This window comes from Sphingobium herbicidovorans (assembly GCF_002080435.1).
GTDB classification, from domain to species: domain Bacteria; phylum Pseudomonadota; class Alphaproteobacteria; order Sphingomonadales; family Sphingomonadaceae; genus Sphingobium; species Sphingobium herbicidovorans.
In genome coordinates, this window is the sequence record NZ_CP020538.1 from 508,611 (window position 1) to 527,061 (window position 18,451).

At 61.0% G+C, this 18,451-nt stretch carries 16 protein-coding genes and 1 pseudogene; 8 read left to right on the forward strand and 9 right to left on the reverse strand.

The genetic code is table 11. The features are described 5' to 3' along the window. Position 1: 1 nt before the first annotated feature. The 6 genes from greA to carA all read right to left on the reverse strand — a co-directional run bounded on the left by greA (position 2) and on the right by carA (position 6,085). Entirely contained in the window at positions 2-478 is a 477-nt protein-coding gene (gene greA / locus B6S01_RS02435; RefSeq protein WP_037463092.1) for a transcription elongation factor GreA, read from the reverse strand. An 83-nt stretch (positions 479-561) separates the two neighbouring features. Then, on the reverse strand, positions 562-3,897 hold the full coding sequence (gene carB / locus B6S01_RS02440; RefSeq protein ID WP_037463093.1) for a carbamoyl-phosphate synthase large subunit: 3,336 nt from the start codon (positions 3,895-3,897) through the stop codon (positions 562-564). Next, entirely contained in the window at positions 3,897-4,202 is a 306-nt protein-coding gene (locus B6S01_RS02445; protein WP_037463095.1) for a hypothetical protein, read from the reverse strand. Before B6S01_RS02445 ends, carB begins: the two co-directional genes overlap by 1 nt. Continuing rightward, complete coding sequence (locus B6S01_RS02450) at positions 4,195-4,416, reverse strand: hypothetical protein (protein ID WP_231567929.1); 222 nt, start codon at positions 4,414-4,416, stop codon at positions 4,195-4,197. Before B6S01_RS02450 ends, B6S01_RS02445 begins: the two co-directional genes overlap by 8 nt. A 140-nt stretch (positions 4,417-4,556) precedes the next feature. Further along, positions 4,557-4,925, reverse strand: coding sequence for a ribonuclease E inhibitor RraB (locus tag B6S01_RS02455; RefSeq protein WP_037463097.1), 369 nt, complete (start codon positions 4,923-4,925; stop codon positions 4,557-4,559). Beyond that, the gene (gene carA, locus B6S01_RS02460; protein ID WP_037463193.1) at positions 4,922-6,085 is read right to left on the reverse strand and encodes a glutamine-hydrolyzing carbamoyl-phosphate synthase small subunit; all 1,164 of its coding nucleotides are present in this window, start codon (positions 6,083-6,085) and stop codon (positions 4,922-4,924) included. Before carA ends, B6S01_RS02455 begins: the two co-directional genes overlap by 4 nt. A 155-nt stretch (positions 6,086-6,240) precedes the next feature. Here carA and B6S01_RS02465 point away from each other — a divergent pair, with 155 nt between their 5' ends. From B6S01_RS02465 to B6S01_RS02495, 7 genes and pseudogenes are all read left to right on the forward strand, one after another. Next, positions 6,241-6,693 carry a GatB/YqeY domain-containing protein gene (locus B6S01_RS02465; protein WP_037463098.1) on the forward strand — a complete coding sequence of 151 codons (453 nt, stop codon included), beginning with the start codon at positions 6,241-6,243 and terminating at the stop codon, positions 6,691-6,693. Positions 6,694-6,705: 12 nt separating this feature from the next. Next, positions 6,706-8,606: pseudogene (gene dnaG / locus B6S01_RS02470) on the forward strand (DNA primase). A gap of 39 nt (positions 8,607-8,645) precedes the next feature. Beyond that, positions 8,646-10,694: an RNA polymerase sigma factor RpoD gene (gene rpoD / locus B6S01_RS02475; RefSeq protein WP_037463100.1), complete on the forward strand. Its 2,049-nt coding sequence runs from the start codon at positions 8,646-8,648 to the stop codon at positions 10,692-10,694. Between the two features lie 142 nt (positions 10,695-10,836). Next, positions 10,837-11,517, forward strand: a complete 681-nt coding sequence (locus B6S01_RS02480) for a DUF6975 family protein (protein ID WP_037463195.1) — start codon at positions 10,837-10,839, stop codon at positions 11,515-11,517. A gap of 71 nt (positions 11,518-11,588) precedes the next feature. Next, a complete protein-coding gene (locus B6S01_RS02485; RefSeq protein WP_037463101.1) occupies positions 11,589-12,434 on the forward strand; it encodes an AAA family ATPase in 846 nt (281 codons plus the stop codon). A gap of 55 nt (positions 12,435-12,489) precedes the next feature. Then, positions 12,490-12,903 carry a GFA family protein gene (locus tag B6S01_RS02490; protein WP_037463102.1) on the forward strand — a complete coding sequence of 138 codons (414 nt, stop codon included), beginning with the start codon at positions 12,490-12,492 and terminating at the stop codon, positions 12,901-12,903. A gap of 92 nt (positions 12,904-12,995) precedes the next feature. Beyond that, positions 12,996-14,018 (forward strand): hypothetical protein, encoded by a 1,023-nt coding sequence (locus tag B6S01_RS02495; RefSeq protein ID WP_037463198.1) that lies wholly within the window; start codon positions 12,996-12,998, stop codon positions 14,016-14,018. A gap of 30 nt (positions 14,019-14,048) precedes the next feature. Here the strand turns inward: B6S01_RS02495 and B6S01_RS02500 are convergent, their stop codons facing one another. Next, positions 14,049-15,413: a methyl-accepting chemotaxis protein gene (locus B6S01_RS02500; protein ID WP_174525922.1), complete on the reverse strand. Its 1,365-nt coding sequence runs from the start codon at positions 15,411-15,413 to the stop codon at positions 14,049-14,051. A gap of 146 nt (positions 15,414-15,559) precedes the next feature. Here B6S01_RS02500 and B6S01_RS02505 point away from each other — a divergent pair, with 146 nt between their 5' ends. Next, positions 15,560-16,735, forward strand: coding sequence for a vWA domain-containing protein (locus tag B6S01_RS02505; protein WP_037463200.1), 1,176 nt, complete (start codon positions 15,560-15,562; stop codon positions 16,733-16,735). Here the strand turns inward: B6S01_RS02505 and B6S01_RS02510 are convergent, their stop codons facing one another. Both B6S01_RS02510 and B6S01_RS02515 read right to left on the reverse strand, forming a co-directional pair. Continuing rightward, positions 16,736-17,365, reverse strand: a complete 630-nt coding sequence (locus B6S01_RS02510) for a YoaK family protein (RefSeq protein ID WP_037463104.1) — start codon at positions 17,363-17,365, stop codon at positions 16,736-16,738. Further along, entirely contained in the window at positions 17,362-18,447 is a 1,086-nt protein-coding gene (locus B6S01_RS02515; protein WP_037463106.1) for an anhydro-N-acetylmuramic acid kinase, read from the reverse strand. The genes B6S01_RS02510 and B6S01_RS02515 overlap by 4 nt, the downstream gene beginning before the upstream one ends. Positions 18,448-18,451: the final 4 nt, after the last annotated feature.

The following is an 18,451-nucleotide window of genomic DNA, read 5'->3' on the forward strand; positions in this document are numbered from 1 at the left end:
GCTAGATAAAATCGATCTGGTTGATGAGGTAGAATTTGTCGCCCGAAGGCACCGACACCTCCACCTCTTCGCCGACCTGACGGCCGATAAGGGCGCGCCCCAATGGGCTATTATAGCTGATCATACCCAGCTTTGCATCGGCTTCCGCCTGACCAACGATCTGATATTTGACGGGTTTTTCATCCTCGTCGAGCAACATGACCGTAGCCCCGAAAACGACCTTATCTCCCGAAAGGGTTTTGGGATCGATGATCTGGGCACGCGACAATTTATCTTCCAGATCCGCAATGGTCGCTTCTACCTGACCCTGCCGTTCTTTGGCCGCATGATATTCGGCATTTTCAGACAGGTCGCCATGGGCACGCGCTTCTTCGATGGCGTCCACGATCAAAGGCCGCTCTGCCTTCAGTTCGCGGAGCTGCTCGTTGAGCTTGTCATAGCCCATCTGCAGCATCGGCATCTTTTCGACGGTCGCCATTTTATCGCAGATCCTTTGTCAAAACTTCCCTTTGGCGGCCCCGCTATTGAGGCCGCCCGCAGCATGGTTCCTGATGCAGGGGGTCAGGCTTGCGGCATTGGATAATAGGACTGCAACGACCGCACTTCAAGGGCGTGGCCGCGCAGAGCCTCGATCGCGTCCGCTGCCGCAACGCTGGCCGCCGCCGTGGTGAAACTCGCCACCTTGGCCCGCAGTGCGCTGGTACGGATCGCCTTGCTATCCTTCAGCGATTGCCAGCCTTCGGTCGTGTTGACGATCAGGTCCACCGCGCCGTCCGTAATAAGATCGACGATGTGCGGGCGGCCTTGCGCCACCTTGTTCACCGTCTCGACCTTTATGCCGTTTTCTTCGAGATAACGCGCCGTGCCGCCGGTCGCGATAATGGAGAAGCCCATAGCATCGAGCTTGCGCACCGCAGGCAGAACTACGGGCTTGTCGCCGTCCTTCACCGAGATAAAGGCCGTTCCGCTGCTGGGCAGTACCGTCCCCGCGCCAAGTTGCGCCTTGGCAAAGGCTGTCGCAAAATCGCTATCGATTCCCATGACTTCGCCCGTGCTTTTCATTTCAGGCGAAAGCACAGGATCGACGCCGGGGAAGCGGGAAAAGGGGAACACGGCTTCCTTGACCGCGACATGATTGATCGCGTTCCGGTCGATCTTCGGCAGGTCCTTCAGCTTCTCGCCCGCCATGACGCGGCTGGCGATCTTGGCGATGGGCGTGCCGATCGCCTTGGCGACAAAGGGAACGGTGCGGCTGGCGCGCGGATTGACCTCAATGAGATACACCAGCTCGTCCTTGACCGCGAACTGGATGTTCATAAGCCCCCGGACGCTAAGGGCGCGGGCCAGAACGTCGGTCTGCCTTTCAATTTCGGCTATAACCGCGTCCGACAGGCTGTAAGGAGGCAAGGAACAGGCGCTGTCACCGGAATGAACGCCGGCTTCCTCGATATGCTGGAGCACGCCGGCCACCACGACATCCTCGCCGTCGCACAGCGCGTCGACGTCAACCTCCACCGCATCCCGAAGATATTGGTCTATCAACACAGGCGAGTCGCCCGACACCTGAACGGCGGTGGCGATATATTCTTCCAGCTGCGCCTGCCCATCGACAATCTCCATGGCGCGGCCGCCAAGGACGTAAGACGGGCGCATCAGCACCGGATAACCGATGCGGTTAGCGACCGCGATCGCCTCCTCACGGCTGCGGGCGATGCCATTGGCCGGCTGCTTGAGTTTCAGCTTGTCGATCAGCGCGGCGAAACGCTCCCGGTCCTCGGCCAGATCGATCGCGTCGGGCGAGGTGCCCAGGATCGGAATGCCCGCATCTTCCAGCGCCTGCGCAAGCTTGAGCGGCGTCTGCCCGCCAAACTGGACGATCACGCCAGCCAGCGTACCGTTAGACATCTCGACGCTCAGGATTTCCAGAACATCCTCAGCGGTCAGCGGCTCGAAATAAAGCCGGTCGGACGTGTCATAGTCGGTCGACACCGTCTCCGGATTGCAGTTGACCATGATGGTCTCGTACCCGGCTTCGGAGAGCGCGAAGCAGGCGTGGACGCAGCAATAGTCGAACTCGATCCCCTGCCCGATCCGGTTGGGACCGCCGCCAAGGATCACGACCTTCTTACGGTCACTCGGCTGCGCCTCATTCTCCGCCTCGCCGAAGATCGGCGTTTCGTAGGTCGAATACATATAGGGCGTCTTCGCCTCGAACTCGGCGGCGCAGGTGTCGATGCGCTTGAAGACCGGACGCACGCCTAGCTTGTGGCGAAGCTCACGCACTTCCGCTTCGGTGACGCCGCCGGTCATGGCCTTGACGGCCTCATGGATCAGGCCCGAGCCGCGCGCGATGCCGCGCTCCATGCCGCGCAGATTGGCGGACTTGAGCGCCAGATGAGCAAGGCGCTGGTCGGAAAAGCCCATGGACTTCAGCCGGCGCATGTCGTCGGCATCCTGCGGCAGACCGTTCGCCAGCACTTCGGCTTCCGCCTCGATGATTTCCTTGATCCGCTCCAGGAACCAGGGATCGAACTTGGCGATATTGTGAATCTCGGCGACGGTCAGGCCTTCGCGGAGGGCCTGGGCAGCGACCAGCAGGCGGTCGGGCGTCGGTGAGGCAAGCGCGGCGACGATGTCGTCCTTGGGCGCCCCTACCAAATGGGCGACCTCGTCGAAGCCACAAAGGCCGGTTTCCAGACCACGCAGCGCCTTCTGCATTGATTCATGGATGTTACGGCCGATCGCCATCACTTCGCCCACCGACTTCATGGCGGTGCCGAGCAGCGGTTCGGCGCCCTTGAACTTTTCGAAGGCGAAGCGGGGAATCTTGGTCACGACATAGTCGATGGTCGGCTCGAACGAGGCCGGGGTCGCACCGGTAATGTCATTCTCGATCTCATCGAGCGTGTAGCCGACGGCGAGCTTTGCCGCGACCTTGGCAATCGGGAAGCCGGTCGCCTTCGACGCAAGCGCCGAGGAACGGGAAACGCGCGGGTTCATCTCGATGACGATCAGGCGGCCGTCCTTCGGATTGACCGCGAATTGCACATTCGAACCGCCTGTTTCCACGCCAATTTCACGCAGCACCGCGATGCTCGCGTTGCGCATGATCTGATATTCCTTGTCGGTCAGCGTCAGCGCGGGCGCGACGGTGATGGAGTCGCCGGTATGGACGCCCATCGGATCGACATTTTCAATCGAGCAGATGATGATGGCATTGTCGTTGCGATCCCGCACGACCTCCATCTCATATTCTTTCCAACCGAGCAGCGATTCCTCGATCAGCACTTCGGTAGTCGGGGAAGCGTCGAGACCGCCGCGCACGATATTCACGAACTCTTCGCGATTATAGGCAATGCCGCCGCCGGTGCCGCCCATGGTGAAGCTGGGACGGATGATCGAGGGCAGGCCGGTGAACTCCAGCGCCTCCAGCGCCTCTTCCATGGTGTGCGCGATACGTGAGCGGGCGGATTCCAGCCCGATCTTGTCCATGGCGTCGCGAAACTTGATCCGGTCTTCCGCCTTGTCGATGGCTTCGGCATCCGCGCCGATCATCTGGACGCCGAACTTTTCCAGCGTGCCGTCATTGAACAGGGCGAGCGCGGTGTTGAGCGCGGTCTGGCCGCCCATGGTCGGCAGCACCGCGTCGGGGCGCTCCTTCTCGATGATCTTCGCCACGATTTCGGGCGTGATCGGCTCGACATAGGTCGCGTCGGCAAATTCCGGGTCGGTCATGATGGTGGCCGGGTTGGAATTCACCAGGATGATGCGATAGCCCTCTTCCTTGAGCGCCTTCACCGCCTGCGTGCCCGAATAGTCGAACTCGCAAGCCTGGCCGATGATGATCGGGCCAGCGCCGATGATAAGGATGGAGGAGATGTCAGTGCGTTTTGGCATTACCGATTATCACCGAGTTTTGCAGCGGTCCCGCTGTTGATCCAAGTCCAAATGCTTTCTGGCAGAGAACCGCCGATCAAATTGGACACGACATAGGTAAGAGTGAATTGAGATTCGCCGAAAAATTGCCGAAATCCTGGTGTGATTTCTGCAAGTGTTTTGTCGCTCTTAATAAAATAGGTTCCTAGGAAGGGGAAATACCAGGCTTTAACATCCCGATGGTATTTGATGAAAATCTCCACCTGAGACCCGTTGGGATTCTGGTTAAAAGGATCAAACGAAAGAACATAAGCATACTCATGCATCTCCGTTATTCTCCAGAAGGTTCGGATTTTGGACCGTCGGCTCTCCGATTATGGGTTTTACAATCGGCGGACCGTTAATCTGATTGCTGCCCAATAAAGGTATTGCAGCCATCTGCTCCAAATGCTGCTCTGTATCCAAAAGTCGAGGGTTCTTGACCGCATGAAATGCCCATATCCCAAAGGTGCCGAGCACTAGGATAGTCATCAACGCCAACAACCACGCCGCAATCCATACCTCTACGAAGGCAAGGGGAGCAGCACATATCGCTGCAATCAGGGCGCACAAAGTTACGCCAACTGATAGAAAATTGGTGCGCTTCGATCGAGACGCCAAAAAGCTGACCAACCCTCCGCTCAATGCACGCCCCCCGCCCGAGCCTCGCAACCCCAGCCGTCATATTCGACGCCGCACAGGATTTCGATCTGGAGGCACTTCTTCGTCAGGGCGCGGATCGATTGTTCATCGACCGGCTGCTCGCATTCGAGGAACAGGAACAGGTCGCCATCTTCATCCTCTTCGCGGTCCAGTTCAACGAAACCGAACTGGCTGGCGATGGTCAGGACACGCTCAAAATCCTTCTCGCTGCCCTTGAAGCTGACATCGACCGGGCGCGACAAACGCGCCACGTCGCCATTCGCCGCGAGATTGGCGAGGACTTCCTTGTCCGCCTCCCACTCTGCGGCAAGGCGGGCTTCGTCAACCGGGGGCAGGTTGAGGCTCACTTAAGCCCCTCAACGAAGCGCTGGAACAGATAGAAGCTGTCCTGCGGGCCGGGCGAGGCTTCGGGGTGATACTGGACCGAGAAGGCTTTCTTGTCCGTCAGTTCGATGCCGCAGTTGCTACCGTCGAAGAGCGACACATGGGTCGGCTTCACATTGGCGGGCAGCGTGTCGCTGTCCACCGCAAAGCCGTGGTTCATTGAGGTGATCTCGACCAGACCGTCCGACAGGCGCTTGACCGGGTGGTTGGCGCCACGATGGCCCTGATGCATCTTGACGGTCTTGGCTCCGGCGGCGAGCGCCAGCATCTGGTGGCCGAGGCAGATGCCGAAGACGGGCTTGTCGGCTTCCAGCACCTGTTTGATCACGGGCACGGCATATTCGCCGGTCGCGGCCGGATCGCCCGGACCGTTGGAGAGAAAGACGCCGTCGGGCTTCTGCTCCATCACCTGCTCGTATGTGGCGGTGGCGGGGAGCACGGTGACGCGGGCGCCAGCCTTTACAAGGTTACGGAAGATGTTGTTCTTCGCGCCATAGTCGATGGCGACGACATGGGGGCGATCGTCCGCCGCCTCATCCTTGCCGTAGCCGAAGCCCAGTTTCCACACGCCGTCTTTCCAGAGGCGGCTTTCCTTGCCCGTGACTTCGATGGCAAGGTCCATGCCTTCAAGGCCGGGCCAGCTGGCAGCTTTTTCCGCAAGCGCCGCGAGGTCGAAATTGCCCTCCGGATCATGGGCGATGACGACGTTGGGTGCGCCCTTCAAGCGGATCATGCGGGTGAGGGCGCGGGTGTCGACGCCGGACAGCCCGATGCGGCCATTTTCCTTCATCCACTGGTCGAAGGGTTCGACGTTGCGGAAGTTGCTGGGCTCCGTCACATCCTGCCGCACGACGCAGCCCAATGCGAAGGGGTTGTCCGCTTCGACATCATCCAGGTTCGTGCCCACATTGCCGATGTGCGGGAAGGTGAAGGTGACGATCTGGCCCGCATAGCTGGGGTCGGTCATCACTTCCTGATAGCCGGTCATGGCGGTATTGAAGCAGAGTTCGCCCACCGCTTCGCCGACCGCGCCGAAACCGCGGCCGAAAACCGCGCTGCCATCAGCGAAAACCAATACCCCTGTCGCTCCTTTGGGCACGGTGAGGGTCTTGGCATCAGCCATGGTCGTAGCGTCCTTCATGCTTTTTGCGGGAACCCGTCTGCAGCGGGTTAAACGGCCGGTCACCTATGCTTGTGACGCCCCGCGGTCAACCACTGTAAAAAATCTCTTTTGGCGTTATATCTGGTCTTTTCCGACAGAACAGGATTCGTATCGCCATGATTCGCGAGCAGGTTAAGAGCGCCCAGGTCGAAGCCATGAAGGCGGGGGACAAGGAACGCCTGGCCGCCGTGCGTTTGATCCTGGCGAAGCTGAAGGATCGGGATATCGAATTGCGTACGGCGTCGAATGTGCCGGATGACGACGCGGTCGTGGTCGAGGTGCTGCAGAAGATGGTGAAGCAGCGGCGCGAATCGATCGAGATGTTCAAGAATGGCGGACGCGACGAGCTGGCGGCGAAGGAAGAGGCCGAGCTGGGCGTGATCGAGAGCTTCCTGCCACAGCAGCTGAGCGAAGATGAGACGCGCGCTGCGATCGAGGGCATCAAGGCTGAGGTCGGTGCGGCTAGCGTCAAGGATATGGGCAAGGTCATGGCTGTGCTGAAGGAGCGGCACGGGTCGGTGATCGACATGAGCAAGGCCAGTGGGCTGGTGAAGGCGGCGCTTAGCTGACATGAGGAGGCTATGAGCCTCTCCCCTTCCTTCCTTGATGAACTGCGCATGCGGACTTCGCTGTCGACGCTGATCGGGCGGACGGTGAAGGTGCAGAAGGCTGGGCGCGAGTATAAGGCGTGCTGCCCGTTCCATAATGAGAAGACGCCCAGCTTCACCATCAATGATGAGAAGGGCTTTTACCACTGCTTTGGCTGTGGGGCGCATGGGGACGCGATCCGCTGGATGACGGATAAGCGCGGCTTGCCCTTCATGGAGGCGGTGAAGGAGCTGGCGGCGGCGGCGGGGATGGATGTTCCCGCGCCGGACCCGTTCACGGCGCAGCGGGCTGAAAAGGCCAAGGGGCTGCATGACGTCATGGCGGCGGCGCAGGCACTGTTCGAGGAACAGCTGGGCGGGATAGAAGGCAGCGAAGCGCGTGACTACCTTGCCCGTCGAGGCATCAGCGATGCGACGCGGCGCATCTTTGGCTTTGGATATTCCACCGACTCCCGGACAAAACTGAAAACCGCGCTAAAGGATTTCGGCGACCCGATGCTGATAGAGGCAGGGCTGCTGATCGATCCGGACGCGGCCGACGACAGCGCAACCCAGGCCCGCAAGCGTGAGAGCTATGACCGCTTCCGGGGACGCCTGATGCTGCCGATCCGCGACATTCGCGGACGGGTCATCGCCTTTGGAGGGCGGATTCTGGGGGCTGGCGAACCCAAATATCTGAACTCGCCGGACACCCCCCTCTTTGACAAGGGGCGGACGCTCTACAATATCGATCGCGCATCCCCTGCCAGCCGCCAAAGCGGGCGGGTGATCGTGGTCGAGGGCTATATGGACGTCATTGCGCTCGCCCAGGCAGGTTTTGGCGAAGCGGTCGCTCCCCTGGGCACGGCGCTGACCGAGCACCAGATCGAACGGCTGTGGAAAATGACGGACGTCCCGATCCTCTGTTTCGACGGCGACGCGGCTGGGCAAAAAGCCGCGATTCGCGCTGCGATCCGGGCGCTTCCGCTACTGCGGCCGGGCATGAGCCTGGCCTTTGCCACCCTGCCTGCTGGCCAGGACCCTGACGATCTGATCAGATCGGAAGGACCCGCAGCAATGGAGAAGGTCCTGGATTCCGCCGAACCGCTGGTGGATCGGCTTTGGACACATGAACAGAATGCCGCGCCAATTGATACGCCCGAACAGCGCGCGGGCCTGAAGCAACGGCTTTCCGCGATAACTGACGCCATCACACATCCCGACGTCCGGGCGCATTATGTGCAGATTTTCCGGCAGCGTTACGACGCGCAGTTTTTTGCCCGCCGGGCCACGAGCGCTGAGCCGCGGCATCAGCGCGGCGGCGCGCGCCCCGGCTGGCAGCGCGACCGGCGAGGCCATTGGAAGGCCCCCTGCCCCCCGCCGGCAACGAAGCCAGGGCAATTGGCGCAAGCGGGATGGAGCAGCGACTGTTGCGCGCCGTCCTGGCCAGCCTGCTGCGCCATCCCGAGCAGATCGCACTGCACCGCGAGATGCTGTCTGGCCTCCAAATTGCCGATTCGGCGCTCGGCGAATTGCTCCGCGCGATGGTTGCAGCGTCTTTCACGCAAGAAACAGTTGAAACCGAGGGCCTCCTTACCATATTGGGCCAAGGTGAAGTGTATAATATGGCAAAGGGAATGCTCCGGGCCGACACGTTCACATTCACCCCCAACAGGATGAAGACCGACTCGGATCGCGTGCAGCGCGATTTGGAGGAGGCTATCCGGGTGATGGCGCAAGGACCGGAGTTGGAGACGGCGCTGGCGGAAGCCACCAGACGAGCGAGGGAAGACCTCACCGAGGAGACCTTTGCCGAGCAGCAGCGGATCCATCGGATGAAGATGGATCATGACCAGCGCTTGGCGGAACTGGCGCAGTCCGAAGATATTATCTGATTATCGTCCCGTTCGGGATGATCGAATTAAGGCGAATAAATGGCGAGCAAGGCGACAGGCAAGGGTGCGGGCGAGGATGTGGATACCGGCGATGCGCCGCTCCTTGATCTGAACGAGGCGTCGGTCAAGAAACTGATCGCGCGCGCCAAGAAGCGCGGGTACATCACTTATGACGAGCTGAACGATGCCCTGCCGCAGGATCAGATGTCCTCCGAGCAGATTGAGGACATCATGGCCGCGCTCAATGAAATGGGCGTGAACATCGTCGAAAATGAGGAAGCCAGCGAAGACGGCGACGATCAGCGCGAGCGCGAGGATGCCGAAGACGCTGAGGACGATTCGGGCGACGATGACGGCGCGCCTAAACTCGTTACGGAAAAGAAAAAGGAAACCGTCGATCGCACCGACGACCCGGTGCGCATGTATCTGCGCGAGATGGGCGCCGTCGAACTGCTCAGCCGCGAAGGCGAAATCGCTATCGCCAAGCGGATTGAAGCCGGTCGCGACACGATGATCCTGGGCCTGTGCGAAAGCCCGACAACCTTCAACGCCATCATTGAATGGTCGACCGCGCTCAACAATGGCGAAATGCAGCTGCGCGAGATCCTGGATCTCGACGCCATGCTGTCCAAGGATCCTGCCCCCGAGAATCTTGAGGAAGGCGCCGAGGACGACGACGGCGAGATCAGCGAAAAGACCGCAGGGCCCAGCTTCAAGGAAGAGGAGGAGCCCGAGGAGGAGGCCGCCGACGCCGACGAGGAGGAAGACGGCCTGACCGAACGTCGCGCCCGTCGCGTGGAAGAGGAAGAGGAAGAAGACAACACCCTCTCGCTCGCCCAGATGGAAGAAACTCTCAAGCCGATGGCGCTGGAGAAGTTCGCGACGATCACGGAGATTTTCCGCACCTTCTCCCGTGCGCAGGAATCGCGCATGACCGCCATGGCCAATGGCGAGAGCCTGAGCCAGAAGGCGGAGGACGACTATCAGGAACTGCGCGAGCAGCTGACCGCAGAGGTGGAGAGCGTCCAGTTCCATCAGCAGAAGATCGAATATCTGGTCGATCAGCTTTATGCCTATAACCGGCGCCTGACCGCGCTCGGCGGGCAGATGCTGCGCCTGGCCGAACGGCACAAGGTGAGCCGCAAGGACTTCCTCGATCGCTACGTGAACCACGAGCTTGACGACGGCTGGATGGATCGTGTGTCGGGCATCGACAAAAAATGGGCGGCCTTCGCGGCGGCGGAGGGGCGCGCGGTGGATCGCATCCGCGCCGAAGTGAGCGAAATCGCGCAGGCAACCGGCATGTCCCTCGGCGAATTCCGCCGCATCGTCAACATGGTGCAAAAGGGTGAGCGCGAAGCGCGTATCGCGAAGAAGGAAATGGTGGAGGCGAACCTGCGCCTCGTCATCTCCATCGCTAAAAAATACACGAACCGCGGCCTGCAATTCCTTGATCTTATTCAGGAAGGCAATATCGGCCTGATGAAGGCCGTCGATAAGTTCGAATATCGGCGCGGCTACAAATTCTCGACCTATGCCACTTGGTGGATTCGTCAGGCGATCACCCGGTCCATCGCGGACCAGGCCCGGACAATTCGTATTCCGGTCCACATGATCGAAACGATCAACAAGCTGGTGCGCACGTCTCGCCAGTTCCTGCACGAACAGGGCCGCGAACCGACGCCGGAGGAAATGGCCGAGCGCCTTTCCATGCCGCTCGAGAAGGTGCGCAAGGTGATGAAGATCGCCAAGGAGCCGATCTCCCTCGAAACGCCGATCGGCGACGAGGAGGATTCGCACCTGGGTGATTTCATCGAGGACAAGAATGCGATCATCCCGGTTGATGCCGCGATTCAGGCGAATCTCAAGGAAACCGTGACGCGCGTTCTGGCGTCGTTGACGCCGCGCGAGGAACGCGTGCTGCGCATGCGCTTCGGCATCGGCATGAACACCGATCATACCCTGGAGGAAGTGGGCCAGCAGTTCAGCGTGACCCGCGAACGTATCCGGCAGATCGAAGCCAAGGCGCTGCGCAAGCTCAAACATCCCAGCCGCAGCCGGAAAATGCGCAGCTTCCTGGACCAGTAAAGCTGAGCGCATGGCGAAGTGAACCGAAAGGGCGGCTCGCGGGTCGCCCTTTTTTTCATCGCATAAACCCCTCTTTTACCTCGCTTCCTTATAATCCCTGAAACGGCCGCGATGGCGCTTGGCGGTCGCGCAGGGGTTGATGATGAACGAAGCAGCAGCACGCCCGAATCCAGGCGACATATCTCAGGTGATTGAGGCACTCGTCGCTGTGGACGGCACGGTGGCTCATACCCATGCCCGCAGCGCACGAGTCGGAATTGGGCGCGACGCCGCGCTGACCCCGCCGGACCTTGCCGATGCCGCACATTATCTTTGCCTGCTTCATGGCCGTCACCCTGGCGTGATCGATCATGCCGCAACACGATCAACCGAAAGCACGGCCAGAGCTTGGCTGATTGGGGCGGCGGATGGCTTCGCCCGTGAAAGAGCCTATCTGACGCAGGTGACAGTAGCTGCGGGGCCAGCCCCCAGCACCACCGGACAGAGCGATTGCGAGGCGATCGTCAGCCAGCAAAGACATGCGCTCGACATGCTGGCCCAATCCGACAGACGGGGCTGCGCGATGGGCGCTGCGGTCGCCCTGCTGCTGGATTGGCAAGCGGTACGCCAAATACTCGACATGGCGGCGATTCGGCTCGGGCTGGAGCCCCATCCCTGCCATCTGCCGGACCGCAGCACGACCTTCAGCGTCGCGGCGGCGATTGGTGGCGACGACGCGACCGACCGGGCGATCCAGTTCGGCGTACGCCAGTTGCTCAGTCAGCAGCGCGGCCTTTGGGACCTGCTACAGGCCCGCGCCGAAATACGGCGGCAGAAATCCTGAGGCACAAACGCATTGCGACGCTGGTTCGCTTTCCCTAGTCGGAATGCAGGACAGGAAAGCGAAGCAAGCCCATGCGATTTGAAGGTACGGAAGATTATGTCGCCACCGACGACCTGAAGGTCGCCGTAAACGCTGCGGTGCTGCTGCGCCGCCCGTTGCTGGTCAAGGGCGAGCCGGGAACCGGCAAGACAGTCCTGGCCCAGGAAATCGCCAAGGCGCTGAACGCCCCGTTGATCGAATGGAACGTCAAGTCCACGACCAAGGCGCATCAGGGCCTGTATGAATATGACGCCGTGGCCCGCCTGCGCGATGGGCAACTCGGCGATCCGCGCGTTCATGACATCAGCAACTATATTCGCAAAGGCAAGCTGTGGGAGGCCTTTACCTCACCCACCCTGCCCGTGCTGCTGATTGACGAGATCGACAAGGCGGACATCGAATTTCCCAACGATCTGTTGCAGGAACTCGATAGGATGGCCTTTCATGTGTATGAAACGGGCGAAACGGTGGCGGCCCAGGAAAGGCCGGTCGTCGTCATCACGTCCAACAATGAAAAGGAATTGCCGGACGCCTTCCTCCGGCGCTGTTTCTTTCATTACATAAAATTCCCCGACCGTGAGACGATGCAAGCCATCATCGATGTTCACTTCCCCGGAATACAGAAGATATTGGTGAACAGGGCGCTTGAGATCTTTTACGAGATCCGCGACGTGCCCGGCCTCAAAAAGAAGCCCTCAACCAGCGAGCTGCTCGATTGGTTGAAGCTGCTGCTCAATGAGGACATGCCGTTGGAAGTCCTGCAAGAACGTGATCCGACCAAAGCGATTCCTCCGCTCCACGGCGCGCTTTTGAAGAATGAGCAGGATATCATGATGTTCGAACGTCTGGCATTCATGGCCAGGCGGCAGGGGCGCTAGGACGGATCGACGTTGGCCCGGCGATGCGGCGCCTGACGAGGACGGAGGTTGGTCTGTGACTCACCATGCAGGATGCCTTTGCGGCGCAGTTCGCATCACTATCGATGCTGAGCCTTTGGCGGCGCGGATGTGCTGGTGTCGGCTGTGCCAATATCTGGGTGGCGGCTCCGGCACCGTCAATATTTGCTTCCCTGCCGACAGCGTTCATGCCGATGGCGAAGTACGGTGGCATGAAAGCATCGCCGACAGCGGCAACAGCATGCGGCGCGGCTTTTGCCCACAATGCGGGACGCCGCTGTTCAGCCTTGCCGAATCGCGGCCTCACCTTACTTTTATTCGGGCAGGCGCTCTGGATGATCCGTCGTTGATCGGGCCTGAGGCAGTGATCTGGACCAGCGCCGCTCCCGATTGGGCGCATCTGGACCCAGGCCTGCCTCATTATCCGGCCCAAATTCCTCCGGTCGCGTAAAAGCCCACTTGCGCCCAGGCTGCAATTCGGCTCAACTTTCCTGCTAGATATTCAAAGCCGCGACAAGACGGCGTGAATCGGGAAGGATGTCGATGTTCAAGCCTGTCTTGTCCCTGTTGCCGGCCCTGTTTTTTGCATCAGCGCCTGCTCTGGTTCATGCCGCCCAGGAGCGTGAAGCCTGGTCGATAAGCGACACCAGCCTGCGTTCCGACGCCGCTGGCATCAGCCTGCCGCAGACGGTTGGCGGCCTCTCCCTGACCAAGAGCGGCGAGGTGTCGAACGGGGGCAAGGGCATTGATAATTACGCCCAATATCTGTCGGAAGATGGCGCGATCCAGGCGACGCTATATGTCTATCTTCCCAGCTATGCGGACGGTTCACTGGCCGCATATATGACCGATCGCGCGATCACCGAACGCTTTGGCACGAAAACGCGGCGCACCGCTTACGCAACTGCTCCGATTGCCGGAAACGCCAACCGCGCGATCCGCGCGGTGTACGATGGTGCTGCCGATGGCGCTCTGACCACCGCTGCGGGATTGGTCCATGCCGGACGTTGGCTGGTGAAGCTGCGCGTAACCGGCCCGACCGAGCGGCGAAAGGAAGTTCTCGCCGGGCTGGATGGCATGCTGAACGGTCTGCATTTCGATAAGCCGCAAAGCGTACAGCCGATCGCGCCAGCGCATTTTGCCGCCTGTCCCAGCCAGGATGCAGCGGACGCCACCCTTACGGCCCAGGCATCCGAAACGCTCGCCAACGTCATCGACACAGGTGAGAAGGCCGCCTTCTGCATTCGCGCCCGGGTTCAGACCGCGGATGGCAGCTACGATGTGCTGCAACAGCAAAAGGGGCCGAATAGCGCCGTGATCGTTCCGATCGATGACGCGGGAACCGTAATGGCGTTCGATCCGACAACTTCCGGCACAGGCTATCAGATGTCGATACATTCGGTTGGCCAGACCGAGCTGTTCGGCGTTTATGACCGGATTCCCAGCCCCCGTCAGATCGCTGAAATCATCGACGGAAAAGACCCGCAAACCGCGCAAGCGCGAACGACCGCGCATTACGCCGCCAATGGTGAGGTCACGATGCGCCGTGCGGATGCGGCTCAGTAAATTCAGGCGGGACGGACGTTATGGCAAGGGTCAGATGAGATAGCCAACCTCATACAGGCCCCATCGGCGGCCATCGAACCGCAGCGGCACGAACACGCTCCGCAGCGCGCGATAACGCCCCTCCCCCAGATCCTGCCGATATGTGAAGAGGAAGAAATCGCCATCGCCGTCCAACGCGCGGCGAGTCTGGCTGTCCATGAAAATCTGCCGGTTGCGGGCATGCTCCATGTTCCAGCTAGGGGATCCGGGCCGCTGGGGATGGCTGCGCGCAGTGATATGCGTAGGCAAATATCCGTTCATGTCGATGAGGCAGCAGCCCACGATCGCTTCATCCTGCGCCGTCCGCCTGTCCAGCACGGGCTGAATGGCGCGGTCGGCGAAGGCGGTGAACCCATTTTCATATTGTGGCGGGTCGGACCCTGGAATCGCGCGATAATGGGTGTCGAACAAAGCCGATGGAGACAATTCTCCTGAACCCAGCGCTGCCTCGATCAGGCGCGAAATCTCCTCCGCCCCCTCCTCCGCATAACCGATATAGCGGCTGTTGCGCGTACGGTGGCCGCCATGCGCGGCCCTGTTGAGCATGTCATTCGCCATGCCTTCAAGCTGCTCAAGCTGCGTCTTGGCCACTTCCACGCGGCCCGCACTTTCGGTCGCTGACTGACTGAAGCTGGTAAGCCCCAGGCGCAATGCCTTCACATCGGAGTCCGCTTCGTCGGTGCAGGTGACGATGGCGTTCGATCTATCACCGAATTGGGTCACGAGTGACGCGATCTCTGCCATGGTGACGCTTAACGTATCGATATGCGCGCTGACATCACGGCCGCGCACAATATTGGCCTCGACCCCGCTGATAAGGTGACGCGCGTCGCGGTCCAACTGGCCCAGCTTGTCACCGACCGAAGCCGCAGAGTCGCCCGCCTGCCCGGCAAGGCGGCGGATTTCATCCGCGACCACCGCAAACCCCTGCGTCGCTTCGCCGCCTCGTGCCGCTTCGATCGCGGCATTGACGCCAAGCAGTCGGGTCTGGCGGGCGATGGCGCCCAGTTGGTCGGATATGCCGCCCACCGCTTCGATCACGTCCAGAAACTGACGAAGCCGTCCCTCCAGCCCGGTCACATGCTCGACCAGCCCCGCAACCTGCGCCAGCGACTGTATGATCGCCTCATGCCCTTCGGCGATGATGCGAGCGGCGCGCCGAGAGGTCAGGCTGAGTTCCTGTGCGGCCACGACGCTTTCATTCTGGCTGCTGGCCAAAGCCTCCATGTTGGACTGGAGCTGGCCGAGCCGCACCGAGTCGGCCTGGATGCGCCGCGTGAGTTCAGCAAGGAAGCCGGCAGTTTCGCTGCATTGCAGCGCTATGTCCCCGGACCGTTCGCCCAGATCGGTCAACAACTGCCCGTTTTCCAATGGTTACCCGCCCTCAAATCCAGTCATGGATACTGCCTTATTAAGGATGCAATGCAACACTTAACATTCCGTCAACCATGATGTCGGGGGACCTTGCATCCATCGGCCGGGTATCCGACAAGGGCGCGGTCATGATGCTCAATTTCCTCGATGCTCTCCGCGCCGCCGGAATCCCGGTAGGAATCAAGGAACATCTGCTGCTGCTGGAGGCGCTGGACCGCGACGTCATCGGGCAGCGGCCGGAGGATTTCTATTACCTCGCGCGCGCCACCTATGTGAAGGACGAAGGGCTGATCGACCGGTTTGATCAGGTGTTTGCCCAGGTCTTCAAGGGCGTATTGGGCACAGAGGGCATAGACGCGGAAATTCCCGAAGAATGGCTGCGCCTGGTCGCCGAGAAATATCTGAGCGCTGAAGAGATGGAGAAGATCAAGTCGCTCGGCAGCTGGGACGAGATCATGGAGACGCTGAAGAAGCGGCTGGAGGAACAGAAAGGACGTCATCAGGGCGGCAACAAGTGGATTGGCACGGGCGGCACCTCCCCGTTCGGCCACGGCGGCTATAATCCCGAAGGCGTTCGGATCGGCGGCGAAAGCCGACACAAGCGCGCAATCAAGGTATGGGAAAAGCGCGAGTTCCAGAATCTGGACAACAACAAGGAACTGGGCACCCGAAACATCAAGGTCGCGCTCCGGCGTCTGCGCCGCTTCGCGCGCGAGGGCGCTGCCGACGAACTGGATCTGGAAGGGACGATCCGGGGCACGGCGCGGCAGGGCTGGCTGGACATTCGCATGCGGCCAGAGCGGCACAATGCGGTCAAGCTGCTGCTCTTTCTCGACGTAGGCGGATCGATGGATCCGTTCATTCGGCTGTGCGAGGAACTGTTTTCAGCGGCGACGGCCGAGTTCAAGAATATGGAGTTTTTCTACTTCCATAACTGTCTTTACGAAGGCGTGTGGAAGGACAATAGCCGCCGCTTTTCGGAACGCATTCCGACATGGGATGTCCTGCACAAATATGGACATGATTATAAGGTGATCTTCGTCGGCGATGGGGCGATGAGCCCGTATGAGATCAGCTATCCGGGCGGATCGGTCGAACATATGAACGAAGAGCCGGGCGCCGTCTGGATGAGCCGGGTGCTCCACACCTATCCCGCATCGGTGTGGCTTAACCCGACGCCCCGGCAACATTGGGACTATAGCCAATCGACGCGGATGATCCGCGAGATCATGAACGAACGCATGTATCCGCTGACGATCGAGGGCATTGACGACGCCATGCGCGAACTGACGCGCAAGCGCTGATCAGGCCACCGGGCGGGGCAACCACTTCGCGGCGAAAAGCGCCAGCGCCAGGGTCCAGCCAGCCGCACCCCATAGTGGATCGACCGGCAGGACGGCATGAAGAAAGGCCGCCATTAACGCTCCGGCCATCAACCCCGTCCACAATAGCGCATAGGGCAGCCAGCTCGTCCGTTCTCCGCCGACCAGCGCATTGCCGATGCCCTGTCCCAGCTTTACCAGCGTGCCGGTCATATAGGTAACGCCGATACTGACTTCCTTGTCGCGCAGGAATACAGCGTTGAGCAGCCCCATCGCGATCACCATCGCAGGCACCGACAGCATCACCGCGCTCGCGCCCAGCCCCAGCAGCACCGCCGCCAGCATCAGTAAAACCGGCTTTCTCCATCGTCCGGCGATCCGGGCGACAATCGCGCCCAGCGCCGCCCCGCCTATGAACAGTGCGATGATTAGCGCGGCCCGCGCGGCAATTTCGCTTCCCTGCACCGTGCCAACGGCCAGCCGCGTCGAATTGCCGCTCATGAACGACACGAAAAGACCGCCAAGCCGCAGAAAACCGATCACATCGACATAGCCAGCCAGCGCCGAAAGGCCCGCCGCCAGAACCCAGTGCCGCCGATTGTAATGCTTCATGGCCGGAACAGAACCCCGCCCGTCATCGGCGTCGGCGTTCCGGTCGTTCCTGGAAAGCTGATCGGCAATCCTTTGAGATGCCGTACCGCCATATAGGCAAAGCCCTGCGCCTCCAGCGCATCGCCGTCCCATCCCAGTTCATCGACGGACATCACGGCGACGCCGGTCTGGCGGGTCAGCATCGCCATCAGCGCGCCGTTGTGCCGTCCGCCGCCGCCCACATGGATTGCGGTCGGTCGCTCAGGCAGGTGATCGATCGCCCGCGCCACCGCGGCGGCGGTGAACGCCGTCAGCGTCGCCGCGCCATCTTCCAGGTTAAGCCCCTTAACCGCATCGATGCTAAACTGCTCGCGGTCGATGCTTTTTGGCGGCGGCAGGTCGAACCAGGGATCGGCCATCATCGCCGCCAGTCGTTCCTCGTCCACCTGCCCTACGACGGCGCACGCCCCGCCCGCATCATAGGCGGCGTTGCCCTGAAGCTGCATCCAGTTGTCGATCAGGCCGCTCGCCATCCCGGTGTCGAACGCGATCAATGTGCCATCCGATCCGATAAAGGTGATGTTGGCCACGCCCCCCAGATTGAGCACCACGGCGGGCTTTTCCAGCCCCTCGGCAAGCGCCCGGTGATAAACCGGCATCAACGGCGCGCCCTGCCCGCCCGCCGCCACATCCGCGCTGCGCAGATCGGCCACCACGGGGATCCCGAAAGCCCCGGCAAGTCCCGCTCCGTCGCCAATCTGCCAGGTCCAGCCCCACTCAGGCCGGTGCGCCACGGTATGACCGTGAAAGCCGATCACGCCCACATCTTCGGCAATATGCCCGCTACGTCCCAGCAGGTCGGCGACCGCCTGCACATGCCGCTCGGTCAGTTCAGCCTCGACCGACGCGATCAGCGGCTCAAAGCCCTGCGTCTTCATCGCCATCGCCCGCGTGCACGCCTCTGCCAGCCGCAAGCGAAAGCCGTCATCATAGGGCATGGCGTGAAATTCGATCGCCTGCGCCTGTCCCTCCCCGTCCGTTTCGATCATCGCGGCGTCGATGCCGTCGCGCGATGTGCCGGACATCAGCCCAATTGCCAGCATGATC